Source organism: Psychrobacter sp. Sarcosine-02u-2, from assembly GCF_002836335.1.
GTDB classification, from domain to species: domain Bacteria; phylum Pseudomonadota; class Gammaproteobacteria; order Pseudomonadales; family Moraxellaceae; genus Psychrobacter; species Psychrobacter faecalis.
Window position 1 is genome coordinate 61928 of record NZ_PJBX01000179.1, and the last position, 25665, is coordinate 87592.

Annotated in this window: 23 protein-coding genes; 13 read left to right on the forward strand and 10 right to left on the reverse strand. The window is 44.2% G+C overall.

All coding sequences use genetic code 11. From position 1 onward, the window contains the following. Positions 1-90 precede the first annotated feature (90 nt). The 4 genes from panB (at position 91) to yjgA (ending at position 3527) form a co-directional block, all read left to right on the forward strand. Entirely contained in the window at positions 91-891 is an 801-nt protein-coding gene (panB, locus tag CXF58_RS13090) for a 3-methyl-2-oxobutanoate hydroxymethyltransferase (protein ID WP_102077767.1), read from the forward strand. 96 nt (positions 892-987) lie between these two features. Next, positions 988-1890 (forward strand): pantoate--beta-alanine ligase, encoded by a 903-nt coding sequence (gene panC / locus CXF58_RS13095; protein ID WP_102077768.1) that lies wholly within the window; start codon positions 988-990, stop codon positions 1888-1890. Between the two features lie 41 nt (positions 1891-1931). Then, on the forward strand, positions 1932-2891 hold the full coding sequence (gene rapZ, locus CXF58_RS13100; RefSeq protein ID WP_102077769.1) for an RNase adapter RapZ: 960 nt from the start codon (positions 1932-1934) through the stop codon (positions 2889-2891). Positions 2892-3014: 123 nt separating this feature from the next. Beyond that, entirely contained in the window at positions 3015-3527 is a 513-nt protein-coding gene (gene yjgA, locus CXF58_RS13105) for a ribosome biogenesis factor YjgA (RefSeq protein ID WP_068407800.1), read from the forward strand. 118 nt (positions 3528-3645) lie between these two features. Here the strand turns inward: yjgA and CXF58_RS13110 are convergent, their stop codons facing one another. Beyond that, positions 3646-4266 (reverse strand): thiol:disulfide interchange protein DsbA/DsbL, encoded by a 621-nt coding sequence (locus CXF58_RS13110; RefSeq protein ID WP_068407799.1) that lies wholly within the window; start codon positions 4264-4266, stop codon positions 3646-3648. A gap of 454 nt (positions 4267-4720) precedes the next feature. Between CXF58_RS13110 and ubiG the strand changes: the two genes are divergently transcribed. From ubiG to CXF58_RS13130, 4 genes are all read left to right on the forward strand, one after another. After that, a complete protein-coding gene (gene ubiG, locus CXF58_RS13115) occupies positions 4721-5581 on the forward strand; it encodes a bifunctional 2-polyprenyl-6-hydroxyphenol methylase/3-demethylubiquinol 3-O-methyltransferase UbiG (protein ID WP_102077770.1) in 861 nt (286 codons plus the stop codon). A gap of 73 nt (positions 5582-5654) precedes the next feature. Then, on the forward strand, positions 5655-6365 hold the full coding sequence (locus CXF58_RS13120) for an HAD family hydrolase (RefSeq protein WP_102077771.1): 711 nt from the start codon (positions 5655-5657) through the stop codon (positions 6363-6365). 93 nt (positions 6366-6458) lie between these two features. After that, positions 6459-7295, forward strand: a complete 837-nt coding sequence (locus tag CXF58_RS13125; RefSeq protein WP_102077772.1) for a YciK family oxidoreductase — start codon at positions 6459-6461, stop codon at positions 7293-7295. 162 nt (positions 7296-7457) lie between these two features. After that, positions 7458-7724: a DksA/TraR family C4-type zinc finger protein gene (locus tag CXF58_RS13130; protein ID WP_102077773.1), complete on the forward strand. Its 267-nt coding sequence runs from the start codon at positions 7458-7460 to the stop codon at positions 7722-7724. A gap of 129 nt (positions 7725-7853) precedes the next feature. On the opposite strand, the gene ompR is transcribed toward CXF58_RS13130, so the two are convergent. Further along, a complete protein-coding gene (gene ompR / locus CXF58_RS13135) occupies positions 7854-8612 on the reverse strand; it encodes an osmolarity response regulator transcription factor OmpR (protein ID WP_102077774.1) in 759 nt (252 codons plus the stop codon). A gap of 425 nt (positions 8613-9037) precedes the next feature. On the opposite strand from ompR, the gene CXF58_RS13140 reads away from it, so the two are divergent. Continuing rightward, positions 9038-11587, forward strand: coding sequence for a Tex family protein (locus CXF58_RS13140; protein WP_102077775.1), 2550 nt, complete (start codon positions 9038-9040; stop codon positions 11585-11587). Between the two features lie 103 nt (positions 11588-11690). On the opposite strand, the gene CXF58_RS13145 is transcribed toward CXF58_RS13140, so the two are convergent. The 3 genes from CXF58_RS13145 to CXF58_RS13155 all read right to left on the reverse strand — a co-directional run bounded on the left by CXF58_RS13145 (position 11691) and on the right by CXF58_RS13155 (position 15150). Beyond that, positions 11691-12173, reverse strand: coding sequence for a hypothetical protein (locus CXF58_RS13145; protein WP_068407715.1), 483 nt, complete (start codon positions 12171-12173; stop codon positions 11691-11693). 444 nt (positions 12174-12617) lie between these two features. Beyond that, entirely contained in the window at positions 12618-13463 is an 846-nt protein-coding gene (locus tag CXF58_RS13150) for a hypothetical protein (protein ID WP_102077776.1), read from the reverse strand. A gap of 373 nt (positions 13464-13836) precedes the next feature. Continuing rightward, on the reverse strand, positions 13837-15150 hold the full coding sequence (locus tag CXF58_RS13155; protein ID WP_102077777.1) for a saccharopine dehydrogenase family protein: 1314 nt from the start codon (positions 15148-15150) through the stop codon (positions 13837-13839). A gap of 445 nt (positions 15151-15595) precedes the next feature. Here CXF58_RS13155 and CXF58_RS13160 point away from each other — a divergent pair, with 445 nt between their 5' ends. Further along, positions 15596-15751 carry a DUF1328 domain-containing protein gene (locus tag CXF58_RS13160; protein WP_068407724.1) on the forward strand — a complete coding sequence of 52 codons (156 nt, stop codon included), beginning with the start codon at positions 15596-15598 and terminating at the stop codon, positions 15749-15751. A 131-nt stretch (positions 15752-15882) separates the two neighbouring features. Here the strand turns inward: CXF58_RS13160 and CXF58_RS13165 are convergent, their stop codons facing one another. Together CXF58_RS13165 and CXF58_RS13170 are read right to left on the reverse strand one after the other, a co-directional pair. Next, positions 15883-16176, reverse strand: a complete 294-nt coding sequence (locus CXF58_RS13165; protein WP_068407727.1) for a 4a-hydroxytetrahydrobiopterin dehydratase — start codon at positions 16174-16176, stop codon at positions 15883-15885. A 295-nt stretch (positions 16177-16471) separates the two neighbouring features. Then, positions 16472-16762, reverse strand: coding sequence for a GNAT family N-acetyltransferase (locus CXF58_RS13170; protein WP_102077778.1), 291 nt, complete (start codon positions 16760-16762; stop codon positions 16472-16474). Between the two features lie 457 nt (positions 16763-17219). Here CXF58_RS13170 and ettA point away from each other — a divergent pair, with 457 nt between their 5' ends. Then, positions 17220-18881 carry an energy-dependent translational throttle protein EttA gene (gene ettA, locus CXF58_RS13175; RefSeq protein WP_102077801.1) on the forward strand — a complete coding sequence of 554 codons (1662 nt, stop codon included), beginning with the start codon at positions 17220-17222 and terminating at the stop codon, positions 18879-18881. Between the two features lie 113 nt (positions 18882-18994). Here ettA and plsB read toward each other — a convergent pair whose 3' ends face one another. Further along, positions 18995-21739 carry a glycerol-3-phosphate 1-O-acyltransferase PlsB gene (gene plsB, locus CXF58_RS13180; RefSeq protein WP_102077779.1) on the reverse strand — a complete coding sequence of 915 codons (2745 nt, stop codon included), beginning with the start codon at positions 21737-21739 and terminating at the stop codon, positions 18995-18997. Positions 21740-22031: 292 nt separating this feature from the next. Between plsB and ybaK the strand changes: the two genes are divergently transcribed. Both ybaK and CXF58_RS13190 read left to right on the forward strand, forming a co-directional pair. Beyond that, on the forward strand, positions 22032-22520 hold the full coding sequence (gene ybaK, locus CXF58_RS13185; RefSeq protein ID WP_102077780.1) for a Cys-tRNA(Pro) deacylase: 489 nt from the start codon (positions 22032-22034) through the stop codon (positions 22518-22520). A gap of 111 nt (positions 22521-22631) precedes the next feature. Beyond that, on the forward strand, positions 22632-23003 hold the full coding sequence (locus tag CXF58_RS13190) for a 5-carboxymethyl-2-hydroxymuconate Delta-isomerase (RefSeq protein WP_102077781.1): 372 nt from the start codon (positions 22632-22634) through the stop codon (positions 23001-23003). A 50-nt stretch (positions 23004-23053) separates the two neighbouring features. Here CXF58_RS13190 and CXF58_RS13195 read toward each other — a convergent pair whose 3' ends face one another. Further along, positions 23054-23533, reverse strand: coding sequence for a hypothetical protein (locus CXF58_RS13195; RefSeq protein ID WP_228706612.1), 480 nt, complete (start codon positions 23531-23533; stop codon positions 23054-23056). A 163-nt stretch (positions 23534-23696) separates the two neighbouring features. After that, on the reverse strand, positions 23697-25517 hold the full coding sequence (locus CXF58_RS13200; RefSeq protein ID WP_102077783.1) for an acyl-CoA dehydrogenase C-terminal domain-containing protein: 1821 nt from the start codon (positions 25515-25517) through the stop codon (positions 23697-23699). Positions 25518-25665: the final 148 nt, after the last annotated feature.

A 25665-nucleotide genomic window follows, 5' to 3' on the forward strand; every position in this document is an offset into this window, starting at 1 on the left:
GAGTTATGAATAAGTTGGATGCTACGATAGTGGCTGTGCATTTTATTAAAATATCAAAAGCTATAAATAGTTAACCGCATTGAGGGTGATATGACAACGTTATCTACTTTAAATAAATTTAAAAAAGACGGTGTTAAATTCACCTGTCTGACCTGCTATGACGCCATGTTTGCGCGTATGATGGACAACGCGCAAATCGATACGATTTTGATTGGTGACAGTCTGGGCATGGTGGTACAGGGTCATGATTCAACCTTGCCAGTTAGCGTCGATGATATGGCTTATCATACGGCCAATATCGCCCGTAGTAATAAGCATGCGCTGATTTTAGCGGATTTGCCATTTATGAGTTATGTGACGCTAGCAGATGCGGTCGCCAATAGCCGCAAGCTGATGCAGGCGGGCGCGCATGTGATTAAGATTGAAGGCGGTCGTGAGCTTTGCGATTTGGTCAAAACCTTGGCGCAAGCAGGTACGCCGACTTGTGTGCATTTAGGACTGACGCCGCAATCTGTCAATGTCTTTGGTGGTTATAAAATCCAAGGGCGCGGTGATGCTGCGGCAGAAAAACTGCTTGCTGATGCTAAAGCGGTGGTCGAGGCTGGTGCGGCGCTTTTGGTATTAGAATGTGTACCCGCTGAGCTTGCTAAAGCAGTTACAGAAGCCGTAGCTGTGCCAGTTATTGGGATTGGCGCTGGTGCTGCTACTGATGGTCAAGTTCTGGTCATGCATGACATGCTTGGTATGGTGCACGGCCGCGTGCCACGCTTTGTCCATGACTTTTTAACTGACGAGCGTAATAGCGCGGGTAGTATTGAAGGGGCTTTTGCGCTGTATCAGCAGTCGGTACGTGACGGCAGTTTTCCCACTGAGCAGCACCAATTTAGCTAGCCGTATTAAAGTAAATTGTATTAAAGTAAGTCGTATTTGATTTAATGATTTGACCATTATCAGTAGCACAAGCTGTCAGGATAAAACATAGTAACCATGCCAATTATTCATCATCACATCTCAGCACTGCGTAACGTTCTAAACCCTTATCGTGGTCAGCAAGAGGGCAAGCAGCGTATTGCGTTAGTGCCAACGATGGGCAATCTACATGATGGCCATCTTGAGCTGGTCAAGCTTGCCAAGCAACATGCCGATATTGTCGTGGTGAGTATCTTTGTCAATCCTACCCAATTTGGCGTCGGTGAAGACTTTGATAGCTATCCTCGGACGTTAGATGAGGACGTTGCCAAACTTACTACCGTGAATGCCGATTACGTGTTTGCGCCCAGTATTGATGAGATGTATCCGGTATTACCACCGCCAACGTCGGTTCGAGCAGGCGCAATCACCAGCCAGTTATGTGGCCAATCGCGTCCAAGTCATTTTGATGGTGTTGGCATTGTCGTCTCTAAACTATTTAACATCGTCCAGCCGGAAGTGGCCGTATTTGGGCAAAAAGACTATCAGCAGTTGGCCATTATTCAGCAGTTGGTGCGTGATTTAAGTTATCCGATTGAGATTGTCGGCGCACCTATCGTACGGGCGGCTGATGGTTTAGCTTTGTCTTCGCGCAATCAGTATTTAACTGAAACTGAGCGCAATATCGCTCCTATACTTCATCAAGAATTACAGCTACTAGCCGACCAGCTAATGAATGGCGCGCATATCGAACAAGGGCCTGCGCATTTATTAGCAGCGGCTAGCGCGCGTATCTCTGCCGCAGGTTTTATCATTGATTATTTAGAAGTCAAAACGGCGCAGCTTGAGGCTTTAAAGGCAGACAATTTGCAGGCAAGTTTAGAAGAAAATCAGCAAGATTTGGTGATTTTGGTTGCCGCATGGTTGGGCCGTGCACGCTTGTTAGACAATCAGCTAGTGACGGTAACACTGCCGTCATGAGCGCGGGAGTGGCTAGACGCAATGTATAAGGATGACGGATCATGAGTACAACTAAGGACAATGAGCACGCCAAATCAAATAACGAGCAGACACAGACACATAAAGATGGTTTAAGTATCTTGGTGGTGTCAGGGCGCTCAGGCTCGGGCAAAACCTCCGTACTCAATATCCTAGAGGATTTGGGCTATTATTCTATTGATAATATGCCTTTGTCATTGGTTCCTGAGGCGGCGCAAAAGCTGGTTTGTGATAGCGGGATTAAGCGCGTCGCCCTTGGGGTCGATATTCGCACTCCGCGTGCCGATTTGTCCAATTTTGCCGAAATACACGATACGTTAAAGCGGACGTATGGCGAAGAGGCGCTCACCGTCATTTATGTGACGGCGCAAGAGGATATCTTGGTGGCGCGCTTTAATGCCACCCGCCGCATTCATCCTTTGATGGTGCAAGATAGCAAAGGAATAGAAAATACCACTGACAATTTACCAGCGGCGATTGAAAAAGAAAACCAGCTTTTACAGCCGATATTTAGGCGTGCGGATCTTAAAATTGATACCAGTATGCTTAATATTCATCAGCTAAAAGAACGCCTGCGCGATTATGTTGGGGCTGACAATCAAATCGCCATTAACCTGTTATCCTTTGGTTTTAAATACGGCAGCCCAATCGATGCCGACTTTGTCTTTGATGTGCGCATTTTGCCCAATCCGCATTGGAACCCAAAACTGCGCGCCGCGACGGGTCTTGATGCGGAAGTTGCTGAGTTTTTTGCTGATTATCCAGAGGTGGCAGAGATGACTGACGATATCGCTACATTTTTGACGCGCTGGTTGCCAGATTTTTTACACAACAACCGTCATACGGTAACGGTTGCGATTGGCTGCACCGGTGGTAAGCATCGCTCAGTATTTATTACCAAGCACTTGCAAAATATATTGACTGCCAGCCTGCCCGAAGGTTTGAGCATTACCGCTAAGCACCGCGAAAAACATCGTTGGTAAAGCTAGGCTAGGCTAGTAATGCTAATTATTAATGGTTATTAGCTACGATGAATGCTCAAGCAATATAATTAGCAAGACGCAATAAAATCTATTATTTACTATCTCGAAAAATGGAAAGCTTTTATGATTGACTGGTCAGAACAGGATATGCGCGTCTCGCGCACAGAGCTCAAAAAAGCTCATGAGCGCTTACAGGCGTTGTCGATACCGCTTGCCAGCTTATCGAAAAAACAGCTCAAAAACCTGCCAGCAAGTGATTACTTTATGGCGGAGCTGATGGCGCTTGCTGATATTACCAGTGCCAATGCGCGCAATCGCCAGACCAAACGGGTCGGCAAACTTATCAGTGAAGAAAACCGCCATGAATTGGTTAAAGCCTTGTTCGACGCTTTTTTTCCAAAAGAGCAGATTTCTAAAATCGAAAGCTGGATTGAGCGTTTAAATATCAATGATGAAGGTACGCTAAAGCAGTTTGTGAAACAGTACAAAGCCTCTGAGCGTAATAGTTTGTATCAGCTGCTGCTATGGATTGAATACGCCAAACATACACAAGACGATGAATTGATGGCGGAATCTAAAGAAGATTTGGCCAGTTATATTCGTGAAGTGGCGATATTGTCGCAGCTTAAAAGCTAATTAATAATAATGCTTATATTAATTTATAAACCATGACCTATAAAAAAGCCAATCGTTAAAGATTGGCTTTTTGCATTTTTATAAACGTTCATTTTCTTAATAATTCACACACTTTAAATTATTTTTTCTCGGCGCGTACTTTATCAACGAGATAATCAACCACTTTAGGAACAGTGGCGCTTTCACCAGTCACCACATACTTGCCATGGACGACTACTGCTGGTACGCCCGAAAGCTGATAACGCTTAGCACCAGCTTGTGAGCGACCAATTTTTGTGCCAACGGCAAATGAGTTATAAAGACTATTGAATTTCTTTTCATTCACCCCTTTAGATGCGTACCATTTGCTCAGTGACGCTTGGTCAAATAACTGTTTGCCGTCTTTATGCACCGCATCAAATAGGGCATCATGGGTTTTGTCTTCATAGCCTAGTAATTGCGCGGCGTAGAAACCACGGGCGCTGGCTTCCCAAACAGGGTTTAGCGCGGCTGGGGTTTTGAAAAATGCCACGTCTTTGTCTTTGGTTTTTGCCCATTTTTCCATATGTGGATTGAGGACGTTACAATGCGGGCAGCCATACCAAAAGAATTCACGCACAATGATAGCATCACCGCTGATTTTTTCTGGATTGTCTAGCACGCGGTAGTCTTTTCCTGCGACATAATTGGCAGCTTGTGCGCCCATATTGGCAAACCCAATAGCACAAGCCAAACCAGTCAATGCGATGATACGTTTCATACTTTTTCCTTGAGGTGTCGAGATTCAGAATAATTGTTTCAGAAGGTTCGATTCAGCAGTCATTTAGCGCATTTGTATATAGGTCTCACAAGTTTAAGCGGCAATGCGTCGCCTAAATCACCCTTTTATAGACTACTGCCTATAATAGCGTAAAATGCCCATAGTTGTGAACCCGATTCTTAACTAACGGTTGTAAAGCTGTGAGCTATTATTTAAGGTATCTTACTTATGGTTTTGCGCTTATTTTATATCTTAAATTTCAGCCCGATCGTCAATCCAAAGTCGTTAAGCAAGATGTTTTACAGTTAAAAATAACTGACTTATAGCGCTATAACCTGCGCGTTTCACAAACGGTGACGATGTACTCACGACAAAGTTGCTGCTCTCATGCTAATATTGAGCATAGCATCATACTTCCCGATAATAACTATAATGCCAATAAAGGAAAAATCCTATGAGCCAAGTTTCACCTTCTGCGCAGCCTGTGAATCATCAACAAAACAACCCTACTGACAATATGAGCAATATCGATAATGCTGCTAGCACATTCAGTCAAAATACGGCAATTAATGTCGATGCCAGCGAAGTAGAAAAATTTAACAATTTGGCGAGCGAGTGGTGGAATAAAACCGGCGCCTTTGCGACCTTACACGAAATCAATCCGCTACGCCTTAATTGGATAGAAGACAACGTCAAGCGCGGCTTTATGAGTGCCGATAGCAGTAAAACCGCAGAGATGGGCTTGGCGGGTAAAAAAGTTCTTGATGTCGGCTGCGGTGGCGGTATCTTGTCAGAATCAATGGCGCGCCGCGGCGCTGATGTTACTGGTATTGACCTAGGTACCGAAAATCTCAAAGCGGCAGCCTTACATGCAGAGCAAAGCAATTTAGATGATACCTTGCGTTATCAGCACATTCCGATTGAGCAATTGGCTGAAAGCCATGCCGGTCAGTTCGATGTGGTGACTTGTATGGAGATGCTTGAGCATGTACCAGACCCAAACGCCATCGTTGAGGCGTGCTTTAAGCTACTAGCGCCAGGCGGCGTTTGCGTGCTCTCGACCATTAACCGCAACCCCAAATCCTACTTATTTGCCATCGTTGGCGCTGAGTATGTATTGCGCCTACTTGATCGCGGCACCCATGATTACGCCAAATTTATCACCCCAGCGGAATTGGATAAAATGGCGCTCAATGCAGGCTTTAGCCGTCAAGATATCATTGGGCTGCATTATAATCCGTTGACCAAACGCTACTGGTTGGCGCAAAACGTCGATGTCAATTATATGATGGCGGTACAAAAACCGCTGTCGTAAATCTTTTTTATAAGTATTCCTTTTTAACCACTTTTTAAATCAATGTTTTAAATCAAAATTAAGAGCGCCTGTTATGAGTCAATTTGTAAAAGCTGTCTTGTTCGACCTTGATGGGACGTTAATCGACACTGCCGCCGATTTCGTCCGGATTATTGGTAAAATGAGCGGCGAGAATGATTGGCAAGCGCCACCTGAAGCCGAGATTCGTGAGCAAGTTTCCGCAGGCGCTTCGTCGATGGTACGCTTGATGCTGCGGCACAACGGCCAGCTTGAGGTTAGTGAAGAAGAGTTGCTTGAGTTTCGTCAGCAGTTTTTAGACGATTATGAAGCCGATATATGCGTCGATAGCTGTGTTTTTAGCGAGCTTGAAGAAGTACTGCGCACCTTAGAGGATAAAGGCGTGCCGTGGGGAATTGTCACCAATAAGCCGCGCTATTTAGCAGAGCTTTTGCTAGAAACAATGCAGTTAGATGAGCGCTGCTCGGTACTGGTCTGTCCTGATGATGTATCACGCTCTAAGCCAGATCCAGAGCCGATGTATATGGCGTTGGAAAAACTCGCTATCCCGCGTGGTGCTGCTGAAAGCGTACTTTATATTGGCGACCATATACGCGATATCGAAGCGGGCAACGCCGCTGGTATGACAACCATTTTAGCTGCCTATGGTTATATCCCGCCTGAAGATCAAAAAAACTTAAAGAAATGGGGCGCTGACTATATTACCGACACTCCTAAAGAGTTGAGTAAGCTTTTACTCTCTTCTGGTAAGTTTGACTATTTATAAAATAACTACTTATAAAGCAAATAAGCCATTCATTGAGATAGCTAATAAGCAACCTACTATTAAATCATCAAATAATAAGCAGTGAGTAATGCCATGAGTGACAATACTAATCCGCCCACGCCGCAGCAAGCCAATCAAGCAGCTGCGCAAAACGCTGTACCATCTGTATCGCACGACGCTATTCGTAATTTTATACCGCCTGATAACTGCTTAGATGGTAAAACAATCTTAGTCACGGGTGCTGGTGATGGGATCGGCCGTGTTGCCGCCTTGACCTATGCGCGTTACGGTGCGACGGTGTTATTGTTGGGGCGTACCAGTAGCAAAATTGAATACGTTTATGATGAAATCGAAAGCTTTGGCGGCAGGCAGCCTGCCATGCTACCGATGAATCTCGAAGGCGCGACTTATGCTGAGATGCAAACGCTAGAGAATCTGATAGCAAAAGAAGTCGGACAGCTCGATGGGGTATTGCACAACGCTGGCATGCTAGGTGCTTTGACACCGCTTGAGATGTACGATGTCGATATGTTTGCTCAGGTGATAAAGGTTAATTTTACGGCCACTTTTATGCTCACCCAAGCGCTACTGCCGTTGCTTAAGGATGCCGCGCATGGTTCTATCGTCTTTACCTCTAGTAGCGTTGGCACCCATCCGCGCGCGTTTTGGGGTGCTTATGCACTCTCGAAGCAAGCGGTTGAGGGCATGAGTGATATCTTTACCCAAGAGACGCAAAATACCACCAATTTACGCTTCAATTGTATCAATCCTGGCGGCACCCGTACCAATATGCGTGCTCATGCATTTCCCGGTGAAAATCCGATGAGCCTGAAAACGCCAGAAGATATTATGGGCGGCTATGTGTTTTTGATGAGTGATGAAAGCATCGGCGTGCGTGGTCAAGTGGTTGAGCTGCAACCAAAAGACTAATCATCATTTGCTATCTTATTGCTCACTATTTTTATCGCTATTAATGGTATTTATAAACGCGTTTATTGATTGAAATAAGTGCTCTATAACCCCATCTATTTGTTATTAAAGACTTTTATCAATTAAAACCTAAATAGCATTAATAAAAAATAGGATACGATTATGGCAGGTGGCTGGTCAAGAGATGGAGCAGAACATGAGCAAATGGATGCAACGGTCAACGATGCGTTAGAGCGTGCACGGCGTGCGCTGCCAACGGGTGAAAGCGCTGAGTTTTGCGATGAGTGTGGCAATCCGATTCCAGAAGCGCGGCGCATAGCGGTACCGGGTGTGCAGCACTGCGTTAGCTGTCAGTCTGAGCTTGAAAAAGAAGCAAAGGCGACCGAGCTATTTAATCGCCGCGGTAGTAAGGACAGTCAATTGCGTTAGGCTTACGTACTAAATATTTAGCGTTAAACCAATAGTTAGAACAATAAAAAGCCCTGCACGTTGATTGCAGGGCTTTTTTATTGCATTAATTTTTATGGCAATAAATAGTATCAACATTGAATGCTAAAGCTATTCATTTTTAGCGGCTTCTACTTCTGCTTCATCGGGCACGAATACATAGCCGACGCCCCAAACAGTTTGGATATAACGCGCCTGTGACGGATTATCCTCAATTAGGCGGCGCAAACGTGATACTTGCACATCGATAGAACGCTCCATCGCGCCCCATTCACGGCCGCGAGCAAGGTTCATCAATTTATCACGCGTCAACGGCTCACGCGGATGCTGCACCAAGGCTTTTAATACTGAAAATTCACCAGTCGTCAAAGTGACCACATTACCATCACGTTTCAGGGTACGGGTCGATAAATCAAGCGTCCACGGTCCAAACTCAACCACTTCAAGCTGATGACTTGGCGCACCTGGCAGCTCACGATTCTGACGACGCAGCACCGCCTTGATACGTGCTAGTAGCTCTTTTGGGTTAAATGGCTTTGGCAAATAGTCATCAGCACCGGCTTCAAGGCCAGCGATACGATCGGCATCGCCACCTTTGGCCGTCAGCATGATGATCGGTATATCGCCATTGTCTTCACGCAAACGCTTACAGATACTAATACCGTCTTCGCCTGGTAGCATCAAATCCAATACCACCAATGAGAACAGCTCACGTTGCATCAATTTGTCCATCTGATTGCCATCATGAGCAGTACGAACGACAAAACCATCGTCTTCTAGAAAACGCTGCAATAAAGAGCGCAAGCGTGCATCGTCATCAACGACCAAAATACGCTGGTTTAAGGTGTCAGGGCTGTTGTTATCTGTCATACAGTCATCCTCTTATAAAAATTATTATTGGTAGAAATTGTGATTAAAAATACAAGGGTAAATATTTTTGTTAATAAAAATAGAATCCAGAAAAGCATCCATAAAGGTAACAATATTAGTGCTGCTAGCTAGAAATCATTCCATCGATTGCTAAAAATCAATAAATATAACAAACTAGTGTTCAGTACAGTAGTAAACTGCAATATTTGTGCGATTGAGACTTTAGTGTATAAGATTGCTGTAATAATTGCATCAACGATAATGCTAAATGCTGTATGCGTTTGTTTAACAGGGCGCAAGAACGGGCGATATCAGACGATTTTTGCCAGAAAACAGGTGATAAATAACGAAAAGATAAAAAGGATTTTTATTCATGCAGCTTTTGCTATAATGCAAAACTACATTTCTCAACGATTGATACGTCTATGAGTAGCACTGATACCTTAACGCCATCTCAAACCTCGACAAATGCACAGGTTTTGGATGCAACCACACACGCGAATATTCACGACAAGCTTGCTCGCGCGCTTGGCATTAAGACTGCTCAAGTCAATGCGTTTGTCGAACTTTACGATGAAGGCGCGACCGTACCTTTTATCGCCCGTTACCGTAAAGAAAAGACGCAGAATCTTGATGATGCGCAGCTGCGAGCTTTAGAGAGATCGCTCAATTATGAGCGCGATATGGCAACCCGTCGCCTCAAAATCACTGAGCTGCTAAGCACGCAGGGCAATTTGACTGACGAGCTGCAGACGCGTATTGATAATGCGACGTCGAAACTCGAGCTTGAAGACATCTACTTGCCATACCGTCCGCGTCGCCGCTCACCAGCGGCCAAAGCACGCGCCGCTGGTCTTGATGTGGCCGCACAAGCGCTGTCAACACAAGAGATTACGCCGACAGAGGCGCTTGCCGACTATCAAGCACAATCTAGCATTACCGACGATAGTGGTAATGAGATTGAAGTCGACTTCAGCGATATCGACAAGCAATTGGCAGGCGTACAAGCCATCATCGTTGATGAATGGACGCAAGCGTTAGACTTACTCGATAATCTACGCAGTGGCTTTGCGAAAACGGCGAGTATCGTATCGAGCGTTGCTAGTGAAGAAAAACGCGAAGTTGGTGAGAAGTTCAAAGATTACTTTGAACATAGTGAAAGCTTGGCGCGTCTGCCAAATCATCGCCTATTAGCCATGCTGCGCGGTCGCCAAGAAAACGTTTTAGGTCTTAAAATCGAAGGCGAAGACGCGCCATTTATCGAAAAAATCGTCAAGCACTTTGAGATTGATGCCAAAGCGCCAGCAGAACGTCAAGAGTTTTTAGTTGAGGCCGCGACCAGCTTATGGAAAGAAAAATGGCGTCCGCATATCGAGCACCGTTTATTGACGGAAAAACGTCTGACCGCTGAAGCGGATGCGATTGATGTATTTGCCAATAACTTACAGCATTTACTTATGGCAGCGCCTGCTGGCCGTAAAGTGATTTTAGGTGTCGATCCGGGTATCCGTCATGGCGTCAAAATGGCGATTGTTGATGCCCAGGGCCATGTCATGCTAGACAGTGAAGACAAGCCTGTCGTTGCCACCGTTTATCCATTCGCTCCTGATAATAAGATGGATGAAGCCAAAAAAGTCATCGATGAATTATTAAGCACTTATAACGTCGATTTGGTCGCTATCGGTAATGGTACCGCGAGCCGCGAAACAGACGCGATGATTAAAGAGATTTTGGCCGCTAACGCTGAGTTAAAAGCCAAAGCCGTAATCGTTAATGAGTCAGGCGCGTCCGTTTATTCGGCGAGTGAGCTTGCCAGCGACGAGCTTGCCAATTTAGATGTCTCGGTACGCGGTGCGGTTTCTATCGCCCGCCGCTTGCAAGATCCGCTATCAGAGCTAGTTAAGGTTGACCCAAAAGCGATTGGCGTTGGTCAATATCAGCATGACGTCAATCAAACCCAGTTGGCAGATAGCCTAGATAAAGTCACCCAAGACAGCGTAAACGCCGTTGGTGTCGATGTAAATACGGCAAGTCCTGCTATCTTGGCGCATATTGCGGGTTTGAATAAAAACGTCGCACAGCAAATCGTCACCTATCGTAAAGAGCATGGTGCCTTTGATAGCCGTGAAGCATTAAAGAACGTCCCACGCTTAGGGGTAAAAACCTTTGAGCAAGCGGCAGGTTTCTTACGTGTGCACGGCGGTAGCAATCCCCTTGATGCGACAGGTGTGCATCCAGAAAGCTATGCGTTGGTTGACAGCTTACTTGAGCAAACAGGTAAAGCATTACCAGAAGTTATCGGTAACGATGGCGTGTTAAACAGTATCGATACCACGGCACTGGCTGCTAATGATGACAATATCAGTGTCAAAGCCATCATCGAAGAGCTTGCCAAGCCTGCACGTGATCCGCGCCCTGAGTTTAAAACGGCTAACTTCCGTGAAGACGTTAATAGTATTAAAGACTTAAGTGAGGGCATGCAGCTTGAAGGTGTTGTTACCAACGTGACAGCTTTTGGTTGCTTCGTTGATGTCGGCGTCCACCAAGATGGTCTTGTGCATATCTCACAGATGGCCAATGACTTCGTTGCTGACCCGATGAACCGTGTCAAACCAGGCGATATCGTCTCGGTACGTGTGATTTCTATCGACGAAAAACGCGGCCGTATCGGCTTTAGTATGAAGCCTGAATCTGAAAAACCCGTACGCCCAGCTGCGAAGTCAACTGCAGAAGGTACGGGTAATGAGAATAAAACCAATCGTCCACGTAGCAACCGTCCAAGTGATAGTCGTCCAGCGGCTGATAAGCGTTCGTCAAAACCACGTGGCAATCGTCAAGATAAAGATAATGCCAACAACCGTCGTAAAGCACCTAGAGCGGAGAAAGCAGCAGCATCTAATAAAGAAGCACCTAATAAAATAGGCACGCTTGGCGCCCTGTTGCAGGAAGCTGGCGTTACTAAAACTAAAAAATAATATTTATCATAATGATTAACCAAAAAAGGCAGCCATCTGGCTGCCTTTTTTATTGAGAATATATTGGAGGATTCTCTTTAAAATTGATTTCTCTAATTATAATTTATAGCGCTTGCGTTGGCTCGGTATCTTCTTCGCTTTCTGATAACGCTTCTTCTTGTAGGGCTGCTTCTTCATCTAGCATAGCTTGCTGCAAATCTTGTTGTTGCATCGCTGCTTCATCATCTTGCATGGCTTGTTGTTGCATTGCTGCTTCTGGATTTTGCATTGCGGCTTGTTGTGCCTGCATGTCTTCTTGCATGGTATTTTGAATTGTCGCTTGCTCAGCTTGTAGCTCAGTAGTCATTGGCTGTTGGCTAGCAAGATTATTAACCTGTGCTCTTTTGATCGTTTGAGTTTCGCTTAACTGAAATGGATTAGAGTGATCGGCTGCGACTTCATTTGTAGGAGTGCCTTCAGATTCGAGGGTGGTTGCAGTGGCTGCATCTTCTACTGCTTCGCTATCAGTAGGGGCTGCCATAGCCAAACTTGGGATAGTGAGCGCTGCGCCCATAAGTAACGATAAAGATAGAGTACTTTTTTTCATTAATCCATTCCTTAATTTACAATCTTATAATGTCAGTTTAAGGGGTTTTAAACTTGACGCTTATATTGAGTATTGTTGTATAAAATAAAATTGCTATACCAATTCATTTAGTATTTCGCATTTATATATTTAATATATCTAACATTAAACCTATAGACAAAATAAAATCATGATAACCATTGAACGATTATCATGATTGATTTGGTTAAAGAGTTTTATAAGCTGAACTGGGTCAGTGATAAAAATCTAATAGGAGAATAGCAACTAAATAAGCATGGGTTCAGTAGCGCATCGATTAAAACTCTCACAGAGCGGTGTATGTAAGTGAGTTTGTGCAACTATTGTAGCGTTATTGTCAGGCTCGACAAAAGGAAAGCAAAAAAGACATTTTGCTTTCCTTTCTAATTTTAAAGACCGTATGGTTAATACTCAATTATCAACATTCTATTCAACGATCACATATTTACCGGTTCTTGGATCGACCACGCGTTGCTGGGTATTATTGTCCGGCACGCGAATCACAGGAAAGGTTTGGCTGATTTCGGTATCTTCAAGGACGCTGCTATCTGCTTCTTCACCAACGATGACGGCACGATTAGCTCCATCTTCTACCGCAATTGCTGTACCGTTTGCGGTATTCACCCGTTTAATTTGGTCTTCTGGCGCAATGATGACTTCTTTTACACGATACTTAGCAGGGCGGATAACGCGGGTAGTTTCGACAACGACTGGCTCCATACTGCGCTCTTCAGTGATGGCAACTTGAGGTTCTGGCGCTGGCGCTTCAGTTTCTTTAGCATCGCCTACAACAGGGGTAGGAAATTTAGCGCCAAAGTGGTTATCGCACTGCTGCATGCTGAGTCGTACCGGATTACCGGCTTTGTCCATATAGACGTTGACGGGCATATCAGCAGCAATAGGCACGTATTTACCCACTAAAGGACCTGAGACACCATAGCGGCCGTTTGACTGTCCAACGCCCAAATCACAAGCACCGGCTGAATAATCACTGGCTTGTAAATTATTACTATTGAACACGGTTTGAGGAATCATGACCTCAGACAAACGCATTTTTTTAATCGATGCTTCGCCTGCCTGCATCTTTGGTTTTTGGTAAGTATAAGGCGTATAAAATTTTGCCGAACCATCTTTGACCGCCATGACACATTCATCGTAGCTGTCGTAACCAACGTTACCATGGTTATCAGTCGTCATACCAGCGTTGGCGGTACTCGCAAACATGGTGACACCGGATGTCAAAACTGCGGCTGTTAATACATTTAATTTCATAGTCATTCCCTCTTAGTTGTTATTAATGTAGTTATTGTTAATATGTCTCTTTGGGCTCATTGAACTTAGGCTTGGTCTACAAAGTCCGTGCCATAACCTGTTTAATCCTACGTGAGTTGTAGCAATATGGCTGTGACATTAGTCTGGAAATGTGTAGCTTAATGTATTGAAAAAGGGCAAAGGGGCAACATCGTTTACCAAAGAAATACGCTTTTATCGTTTATTAACATTTGTCTAAAACTTGAAGAGTAACGAGGTAAAGAATATAAGTAATAAAAAACCGCCTCTTGCTACCAAGAAGCGGTCGTTACTGGCTTAGTTAAAGTCATACTCAATTAGCTAAATCTTGTTTTAATCTTAACTATAGTTACTATTAATCTTTTACTACTTCAAAGCTGAGACCAGAATGTTCCTCTAAACGTTCAATTAAGCGATCACCCATCGCCGAAGCAGGCGTCCAAAAACCACCGCCGACGTCGTCTTTACTGATAACTTGCGCGAGACATAAAGCTGCCTGCGCCAACATACGCGAGGTGCTGCCGTAACCAGGGTCTTTATCGCCAGTCACTTTGGTATTGATGGTATCGTTGTTGGCAGTTTCACCAAACAAGCGAATATCAAAGTAGCCGTTTTCTTGTTCTTCTTTAGAAGGACCTGAGCCAGATTTAGGCAGCACATGTTTAGATAACAGCTCGCGACTTGGTTTAATCATCATGGCGGTGGCAAAACCCATTAAGCCTGCGCTCATCGCGTAGCTTGATAATTTACCTTTTACGCCGTCTTTCATCCACATCGCTTCGTCATACTTAAAGTCGCGACCATATTCATAGCCAAGCAGCTGGTTACTGCGATGCACAATGCGAGTATTGATGCTGGCCATGACAAATGGTGCCAGCCAGCGTTTGTGCTTGTCATCGTATTCTGGCTTGCTGACATTATCTTGGCGCACGTTTGGTGCATCTTTGTCGTCGTTGAGCAGATAAGGGTTTGCCACTTGCTTACGGCGTGATTTGTCTTGACCAACTTCTTCAAAAATCGTCGCCATCGACGCAATCGTGCCGCCAGATAAACCACCTTTTGCCGCTTTGACGCGCATATGAATCACATCACAAGCGCGACCGAATTTTTCTTGTGCTTGCTGCTGAGTAAAGTAAACGCCCAAATCCGACGGAATAGAGTCAAAGCCGCATGAGTTGACGATACGCGCGCCGCTTTGCTTGGCGGCGTCCTGATATTTATCCATCATATCTTTGATGAATATCGCTTCGCCAGTCAGATCGACATAATCGGTACCATTATTAGCGCAAGATTTAATCAATGGCTCACCGTATTTTAGGTAAGGGCCAACGGTTGAGATAATAACTTGGGCTTGTTTGGTCATCTTATCGAGGCTAGCAGCATCGTTACTATCAGCAATGATAATATCGACTTTACTAGCAAGCTTAGACTGTAGCTCATTGAGCTTTTCTTCATCACGACCGGCTATCGCCCACGTGACATTCTCGCCATTTTTATCTTTAGCATTCGATAAAAATTCTGTTAAATAATGCGCCGTAATCTGACCTACAAAACTGGTCGCACCGTACAAAACTACCGCGTAAGGACGCTTCTCACTAGGGTTTGCAGGCTCTTGATTGGTTGATGCTTGTTTTGATGCCGCTGTTTCGTTTGAGTTTTCCGTATTCATAGTTATTTTCCTTATTAAATAGCGATTATTGTGAAATTGCTAAATCGCTGTTTTTATTCATTATGCAACTGACATTAGATATGTAATCTGCAGAAAGTAGCCGATTTAGGTTTATAGCAGATTTTGTCATAAAAATGAGCGAATTTAAGTAACTATTCACTATCTCTACACATAAGTCTTGGAAAGCCAAGTAAAAACTTAAAAATGGTAAGATTTGCTACAAAGCTTACATAACCTATCGACAATATTACCAAAATGAACGTCTTTTAGAAGAAATCATTGCTAATCTATATTTGTACGCAGTAATAAGTTGTATCAAAACAAAAAGAAGATTTTCAGGAAGAAAAGAGTGCAGTGGTAAAACGGTTGATTGATAAATAGTTTATTAATAACCAAAATTGCTAGCTGTATATCTAGTTTCTAACCACAATTTGAGGAGAATATTATGTTTCGTTGGGCCATTATTTTTGCGGTAATCGCGTTGATTGCAAGTTTCCTAGGCTTTGGCGGTGTCGCTGGTCTATCGGCAAACTTTGCTTATATCCTACTAGCTATTGCTGTGATTCTATTCATTGTCGCATTTGTTAGTCGCCGTATGTAATAGAGAACAGTGACTGTTTAGGTCGTAATTTTCCATATTGGTAATAAGAAAAAGTCCTCGATTGAGGACTTTTTTTATGGCTAAAATTTGACTATTTTGATTACTTTTAGTACCAAACGTCTTATACGGTTCTAGAAAGTTTTAGGCTGGATAATATGTTCCATACGTTTTGCAAGGCGAATATCTAGGCTTGTGATGCCACCCGTATCGTGCGTGGTCAAGCGGACATCAACAACGTTATAAGTATTACTCCATTCAGGGTGATGTTCGAGCGCTTCGGCATAAAAAGCGGCTTGATTCATAAAGCTCATCGCTTCAATAAAATCGCTGAAATGATAGCTTTTGACGATACTATTGCCGTCGCGCCGCCAGCCAGCCAAGTCTTCCAATTGTAAGTCGATTTGTTGGTTAGATAAACTACTCATGGTGATATCCTTTATTATTATTAGGGAGGGTTAGCGGTTTGCGGGTTTTTATTTCACTTTACATATCTTGTCTTGCCCAATGTCATGATAAAAAGCACATAGGACAAAAAACCCACCTAATTCTGATTGTCTTTATTACATCATTGCAAGCAAAAATATAATAATTATCGTCAGATAAATAGGAGGGTAGTCGTACGTTTTAGCGCTTAAACCAAGATAAGGCTTTTATAGCATAATTACTACTATATAGTTACTACTATAAAGCTTTATCTATCATTGGCTTGTTTTGTTAAGCTTAAAGCAACCCTTTATATTCAGGGTGTTTATCAATATATGAGGCGACAAACGAGCACTGTGGTACCACTTTTTTGTTCTTATCCTGCGCGTAGTTTAAAGCATGCTTAACCAGTGCAGACCCAACACCGCGACCACCCAATTCTTGTGGCACGATGGTATGGTCGTATACCAGTTGATCGCCGCGCTCTTGATAGCTGATATAACCAGTATGACCGTCGATTGACGTTTCAAAACGTTTGGCTTGCTCATTGTGAACGATATCTAGATTCTGTTTGTCGTTATTACTCATAGAAATTCTCCATTATCAATATTTATAATTATTTCTAGCTTTTAATTAGCTAATTATTAATTAAGTGATCATTATCTATTCACTTTTTAATATCTTATCCTAGGTATTGTGAGCTTTTTTAAATGAATTTTCTAGTCATTTACCGTAAGGCTAGATAGGGCGAATGTTAATAGCCTTACTTTAATTCAAACGTCACGACATGACTTTGTAAGGCGTGATTTCGCATAAAGGTATTGGCAGAGAAAGCTACTAAAACAGACAGCTAAGCGTAAAAAGCCTGCAAAAAAAGTTAAAAGGCATATAAAGACAGGTAAAACAGTCCGTTAGCTTGCAGGGGTTGCGCCACAATGCGATAATGGTAAACAATTTATAACCCTGATTTTTGAGGCGCAGTCCATTTGGCATGATTGCTAAGTCTGGTTTGCACGTCTCGTCTATGCAGTCTATCGGAGTGTTAATGGCTCAATATATCTACACGATGAACAACGTGTCAAAACTTGTTCCGCCTAAGCGTGAAATTTTAAAGAATATCAACCTTTCATTTTTCCCTGGCGCCAAGATTGGTGTGCTAGGCATCAACGGTGCGGGTAAATCAACTTTGCTACGCATTATGGCGGGCGTGGATAAAGATTTTAGCGGTGAAGCGCGCGCGCAAACGGGTACCAAAATTGGCTACCTACCGCAAGAACCACAGCTTGATGATAGCAAAGACGTCCGCGGCAACGTCGAAGATGGTATGCGTGAAGCTTTAGATGCGCTGTCACGTCTTGACGCCATTTATGCCGAATATGCTGAACCTGATGCCGACTTTGATAAGCTTGCCGAAGAACAAGGCAAGATGGAAGACATCATCCAAGCATGGGATGCGCATAATTTAAATACCCAACTAGAAAAAGCCGCTGATGCTTTGCGTCTACCGCCATGGGATGCGGACGTTAGTAAATTATCAGGTGGTGAAAAACGCCGTGTGGCACTTTGCCGTCTGCTGTTATCACGCCCTGATATGCTGTTACTTGACGAACCGACCAACCATTTGGATGCCGAATCGGTTGCTTGGCTTGAGCAATTCTTGCAGAACTACAGCGGTACCATCGTCGCCATTACCCATGACCGTTATTTCTTGGATAACGTCGCTCAGTGGATTTTGGAGCTTGACCGTGGCCATGGCTATCCGTACGAAGGCAACTATACGGAGTGGCTCGAGCAAAAGAACGTCCGTCTAGAGCAGCAAAATAAACAAGAAGAATCGTTTGCTAAAGCGCTGAAAAAAGAGCTTGAGTGGATTCGTAAAAACCAAAAAGGTCAGCAAGCCAAGTCTAAATCACGCGTGCAGCGTTTTGAGGAATTGAACTCAAAAGAGTTCCAGCAGCGTAATGAGACCTCTGAGATTTATATTCCACCGGGTCCTCGTTTGGGTAATAAAGTCATCGAAGTCAACGATATCTCTAAATCGTTTGGCGATCGTCTGCTGTATGAAAACCTCAGCTTTAATGTGCCAGCGGGCGCTATCGTCGGTATTATCGGTCCAAACGGTGCGGGTAAAACCACGCTATTTAACATGATTACCGAGCGTGATACGCCAGATACCGGCTCAGTCGATTTGGGTGAAAGTGTCAAAGTCGCTTACGTCGGACAGGTACGTGATAACTTAGATGACAAAAAGACTGTTTGGGAAGAAGTCTCTGACGGCCTCGATATCATCAAAGTAGGCGACTATGAAACCCCAAGCCGCGCTTATATTGGTCGCTTTAATTTTAAAGGTTCAGACCAACAAAAGCATGTCGGTCAATTATCAGGTGGTGAGCGTAACCGTTTACAACTTGCTAAGACACTAAAACAGGGCGCTAACGTCTTGCTCCTTGATGAACCATCAAACGATTTGGATATCGAAACCTTACGTGCGCTAGAGGATGCTATTCAAGTATTCCCGGGTACAGTGATGGTGGTGTCGCATGATCGCTGGTTCCTTGACCGTATCGCGACTCATATTTTGGCATTCGAAGATGAAGGCCCAGTTTGGTTCGATGGTAACTATTCTGAGTTTGAAACCTATCGCAAAAAGACCATGGGTGATGACGCCAGTCCGAAGCGTATGAAGTATAAAAAGATTTCTACCTAGAATCTTTGCTAAAAACTTTGTTTGTCATAAGTATTTTTAGACAATAATTTAGATATAAAAAAAGACCTCTAATCTATTAGAGGTCTTTTTTTACGTTCAGCTTTTACGTTGCTTTATGAACGCTTACGGCCAAACTTACGCTGCTTTTTATTGCTAATTTCAGTAATGGCGTGGGCAATTTCTTCTTCATTGAGGCTCGCCACTTGCTGCAAGATTTGCATCATATCAGGACTAAGGACATATTTTGCATGGTGGGCAATATTATCGATGCGCTGATCGAAAGTTAAGATGCCAGTTTCTTCATCTTTTTGCAGATAATCAAGACGAATCAAAGCACCGATAAAGCTGGTAAATAGCGCACGGTCAAAGAAATCTGGAATGTCGTCAGCATAGAGGACTGACAAACGCTGTCCAAGCAAATGACAGAGGTCAACAACTTCGTTTTCGGTTAGATTGCCCGAGCCTTGCTGCGCAAGTAGGGCAAGGGTCATAAAGTAACGCTCAAGGCTTTGTTCGACTGGGGTCGCAAGCACTTGTAGCTGCTGATAGCATTTACTATTGGTCTCAGGGACGCTTAGCATACCATCACTCAATTCTACAATCAGGCCACTTGCAAGCAGGCTATCGACTTTTTTATTCAGCGTCTCTTGAAGACCATGGGCGGAATAATAGAGGAACAGCTCACTTTGTAAAAAGGGATATAACTGCTCGGCGATACTATTGAGACGGCTGCGCTCAATGCGACCGTTACGCGCGACCAGAGCGGATAAGAAAGACAATAAAATAAAGACATGCAGGATATTATTACGGAAATAGCTTAGTAGCGCCGCCTGTTTGCCAGCAACCTGGATAATATCACCCAAGATATGCGGTATGCGTTCGATAAGTTTTAGCTTAATACCATAATCGATGATTTGCTGCGGCGTCATATCGGTGATAATCGTATCATCAGAGTAAGGCAAGTGCTGAGCCAGACCTTGATAAAGGGCGATTTGCTCACGGCAAATATCTTCATCAAGCGCCGCCTTTGGTGCCGATAATAATACCAATGACAATAACGACACTGGAGTGATGACCGCTGCCTTATTGATATGCTGCATGACTTTGACGCCGATATTATCCACCATGGCGCTGGTTTTATCATCGAGTGGCGTGTCGGTACGATCGGCAGGTAAGCTGTTGGCTGGCACATCGAATTTTTGCATGAAGTCGCTAAGATGCAGCGGCGTACCAAAGCTTAAATGTACATTACCAAAGATACGCTCAATCTTGCGCCCAACTTTAAGGAGACCGATTAGTGATTCTGACTCTTTTGGCTTGCCTTTTAGTTCGCCCACATAGGTGCCGCCTTCCATGATACGCTCGTAACCGATATAGGTCGGTATAAACACCACAGGTTTATTGGTCCGGCGTAATTGGCTATGTACCGTCATCGCTAGCATACCCATCTTTGGTGGCAGCAGTCGCCCCGAACGCGAGCGTCCGCCTTCGATAAAGTACTCAATCGGGGTATTACGGGTAATCAGCGTGTGCATATATTCACGCAGTACCGCAGTATATAGCGCGTTGCCACGGAAGCTACGACGAATGTAAAAGGCAACCGCGCCGCGTAATAACGGCCCCAATACCGGTACATCCAAGTTATCACCTGCGGCAACATAAGGGATGCTTAATCCGCGCATGTAAATGACGTAGGACAGCAGCAAGTAGTCGACGTGGCTGCGGTGACAAGGCACATAAATAAGCTCATAATCAGCGGCCAGCTCACGTACCCGCTCAAAGTGATGCACTTCTACGCCATCATAAAGCTGCGTCCACAACCACGTCAGGAACTTATAAAAACCGCGCACAATAGAGTGTGAGTAATCATTGACCATTTCATTGGCGTAGCCCTTGGCTAACATCCGCGCTTCCCGCACACTGGTGCCTGACGCCGCCGCTTCTGCTTCTATTGCATGTTTGATAGCAGGCGAATAAACCAATTTGTCGACCAAATTACGTCTGTCTGACAAGTCGGGGCCGAGCATGCTGGCGCGCTGTTTATCCAGATAAATATTGAGCTGCTGTTGTAATGAGCGCACCAGCTCACGATTGCCATCGGCTGATGACACCATTGCATAGCTTGGTGCGGCGTCACTTGGTACGGTATCGCTTAGTGCAGTGCCGCTGGTGTCATTAGGGCTGCTATCGCCATCACTTTTTAGGCTGTCATGAATAAGGGTGCGCAAATCTTGTGGCGGATGGAACTGGACAAAGGTATCACGCCCCATCACCCCGATATTAAATAACTGCTTGGTGATGCTAGGATCTTCCCAGTTATCAGCGGTCAACAGTTTAAATAGCGAGTCTTCTTTTTCTGGCGCGCGTCCCCATAGGATTGACACTGGTACCAAGCGCACTTGTAATTCTGGATGTTGTAAGACCGCGGCAACCAGACGCGATAGGCGAGGTGATAACTGGCTGTCTTTGGCATGTGGGTGATGTAAAAAGATAATGGCGGCATTTTCTTTAACATCATGAGTAATATCTTGTACCCCAACCAAGGCGGGCGGCAGATTATGCTCTTGCGTCTGTAGGTCAATCAAAATACTGTTGGAGCGCGAATAATCTTGCAATACATAAAATCTGAGGATATTGTCGTCATCGTCAAATTCTGGCAACTCGCCCAAAAGTTTTGGCTTCACAGCCACATCAAGCAGCTGACCAGATAGTTTGCGATAAAGCTGGTTAATCGGCGCATTGGTATAAAGAGTTGAGGCAACCGGCAGCATCTCAGTCTCTAACTCTGGAGTCAAGGCTGTATGGTCAGTTGCGACTGGGGCTTTAAAAATCCGTTTTTTTAAGAACTTCGGTATCATAATCAGTATCAAAATTAGTCAAATGTGGTGAGCTTATGATGCCATAAAAGCCATCAAAGCGATATATAGTGTCTGTATATACTGCCAATATTAGATTCATAACGGCATAGAATGCTGGTTTAATGCCAAAGAATATTTGACGAGCCAACCGTTAAAAGGCGAAATTATTTAAAGTCAGAGGTAGAAAAATCTGCGATTTCGCGCAATACTGTATGGCATTAAATCAAAATATTTACATTCAAATCTATGTAGAATTTTATCTTTTCACTTCATTATTCTAAGCCAGAACATTATGACCCCTGCTATCAAACTTGCCAAACAGCGCAACCTTGATTATAAGTTGCATGAATATACTCACGACAGCGCCGCCGTCTCTTTCGGGCTAGAAGCAGTAGAGAAACTGGGCATTACTGCCGAGTGTGTGTTTAAAACCTTGGTGGTAACAACCGACGCAGGCGCGCTGGCCGTGGCGATTTTGCCGGTCGATCAAACGCTAAATTTTAAAAAAGTGGCGAAAGCTTTATCGAGCACTAAAATGCTGGCTTGTAAAAAAGTACAAATGGCTGAGCCTAAATTGGTCGAACGGTCGACGGGTTATGTGCTTGGCGGCGTCAGCCCATTGGGACAAAAAAAGCGCCTACCGACGCTTATCCATGTCGCCGCGCAACAGCAGGCAACTATCTATGTGAGTGGCGGTCGCCGAGGTCTAGAGATTGAGTTGCCACCTGAGCAATTAGCGACCACGCTTGACGCGCGCTTTATAGATATCATCGATGATTAGTATTTAAGGAAAATTTTACAAGCCGTTTATTCTGCGCTTTTGTTATTTGCTCTCAATAGTGTTTGCGCTGCTTATTAGCAGATTCGCTATTTTTAAATAAGGATGTTACCCATGCCGCATTTAACCATTCAAGTGACGCCAAACGTCACGATTACTCATGAAGAATCATTTCTAAAAGCATTAAATCAAGTGCTATGGGACAGTGGCCACTTTGGTAAACCTGCTGATATAAAAGCCCGTATTGTACCGATTGAGACGTTTTTGGTTGGCATGGAAGATGACGAGCAGCGCAACGGCTTTGTTTATGCCCATCTAAAAATTATGAGCGGCCGTGACGAGGTCATTCGACATCAACTCGCTGAATTATTGACGACTGTTATAGAAGAGCGCTTGAATGTGCAGCAATCAGGACGCGCCGACATTCAAATCTGTGTCGAAGTAGAGGAAATCAGCGCGATTTATCATAAAGAAATGCTGAGCTAAACGCTAGGCTCAATTGTTTATAAAAGTGATTTATAAAAATGACAGACCAGCTATTTATCTGCACATAAGGACTTACTGGCAAACTTAGGCAGTACCATCACCTCAGCCTTATAACCAGCGGTTTTACCATGAGTCGCCATCAAATTGCGGGCGATACGTAAGCGATATTCGCCAGTTGCGGGTAGGCAGCCTTGATAAATAATCCCGCCTTTGGTGCCATCATATATACCATTTGGCATGTGCAGGACGCCGACATTAGCAGTCTCAGACGTACCAGTAAGTGGCGCAATATTAATAACGGCGTATTGCGCAGCGGCGGCATTAAAGCGGTACCAGCGCTCCTCTTCGTTAGGTTTTAATTTACCCGTAACCACGCTACTAATAGCGCCTTTGGCAAAATGAATGGGGGTATCGCTAGTTTTAGCCAGCGCGCTACTGGCACCAACGCTGATTAATGCGGCACTCAATAATAGCGTTTTTAGCGCTCGTGTACTTGATAAAGCGGTTCTGTTATTAATCGACAACATCATTGCTTCCTTATTAAAATATATTTTATCAGCTGTCTATTATTTGCATGTCTATTACTTGATGACTATGGTTCTAGTATCTTCTCTGACTTTATATTAAACATAAAAAAGCGCCTAATGAATAGGCGCTTTTCTTGTTAATTATTTGCTCAATTGTGAAGCAATCTTAGTCTAGGAAAGCAAAGTTATCGATTGCCATTGCCGTCATGCTCTCGCTTGGAGCAACCATACTTTCAGCATGGCCTGAGGTGCGCGGTAAGATTTTATCAAAGTAAAACTCAGCCGTTTGAATCTTAGCTTTGTAGAATTCTGGTGACTCAGTGCCGCCTTTTTCAAGCTTGTCATAAGCGACCGCCGCCATGCGCGCCCAGTGATAACCCATCATCACATAGCCTGAGTACATCAAAAAGTCATCTGATGCCGCAGAGATGATTTCACGGTCTTTACGCGCCATCAGCATCAAGCGTACGGTCAAGGTGTTCCACTCAGCACATAGTTTGGTCAGCGCCCAAACGAATTTACGCATGTCTTTATCAAGCGCATACTCGCCGCACCATTTCATGATGCTTGAGGTGTAATCACGGATGATTTTACCTTTAGATTGCAAGATAACTTTACGACCGAGTAAGTCAAGCGCCTGTACGCCAGTGGTACCTTCGTACATCGTCGCAATACGAGCATCACGAGCGATAAGCTCCATGCCCCATTCTTTGATATAGCCGTGACCACCGTAGATTTGCTGACCGTGTTTGGCCGCTTCAATACCAAGCTCAGTTAAAAAGCCCTTTAGGATAGGAGTATAAAAGCCCAATTTGTCATCCCATTTTTCAAACTCGGCGTCATCACCGTTAGCAACGCCTTGTGACATTTTATCGGCATAGCGCGCTGAGTGATAAATCATTGAGCGACCGCCTTCAGCAAAGGCTTTTTGGGTCAATAGCATACGGCGTACGTCGGCATGATGAATGATCGCATCAGCCACTTTTTCAGGGTCTTTAGTTCCTGATAGAGTACGCATAGAGCGACGGTCTTTAGCGTATGGTAGAGCATTTTGGAAAGACAGCTCAGTGTGTGCCAAACCTTGAATACCGGTACCGATACGGGCAGTGTTCATAAAGGTGAACATCGCTTTTAAGCCTTTATTTGGCTCACCGATAAGGTAACCAACTGCGTCATCAAAGTTTAAAACACACGTTGACGATGAGCTGATGCCCATTTTATGCTCGATAGAACCACAAACCACGCCGTTACGCTCGCCAGATTCGCCTTCAGCATTTGGCAAGAATTTTGGTACGATAAATAGTGAGATACCGCGTGTGCCTTCTGGCGCATTTGGTAGACGGGCCAAAACGATATGGACGATATTATCGGTTAAGTCATGCTCGCCACTTGAGATAAAAATCTTGGTACCGCTGATTTTATAAGTACCGTCATCTTGCGGGATGGCTTTTGATTTAACCTGACCCAAATCAGTACCACACTGCGGCTCAGTCAAACACATGGTACCCGACCACGTACCTTCGACCAATTTAGGTAAGTAGATCGCTTTTTGCTCGTCGGTACCGTACTGTAGTAAGGTATTGATACAACCGGTTGATAGACCAGGATACATCGCCCAAGGCCAGTTCGCCGTACCAATCATCTCAGCTTTGATAAGGTTGATTGACATGGGTAAGTTCATACCGCCGTACTCTTCAGGGTACGAAATACCTTGCCAACCGCCTTCGACGAATTGGTCATAAGCTTCTTTAAAACCTTTAGGCGTAGTGACCACACCATTTTCAAAATGACAGCCTTCTTCATCAGCTGGCTGATAAATAGGCGCAAGGACATTTTCAGCAAAATCAGCCATGCCCTGCAAAATCATATCGACCGTTTCAGGATCAGCGTTTTCGCCATTGTCCAAATCTTTATAATGCGTTTGATAGTCAAAAACATCATTTATCAAAAACTTGATATCACGCAAAGGTGCTTTGTAAGTTAACATAGTCGCTCTCTTTGATTATTTGGCTAGGATAGTTCGTTAGCATAGACTGTCGGCTCATTAATTGAGCCATGGTTCATGTAAACGGGTGTTTAATTATTTGGGATAAAGGCAGACAATATCACAGGTTGTCATCTAGGTTTATTAAGAA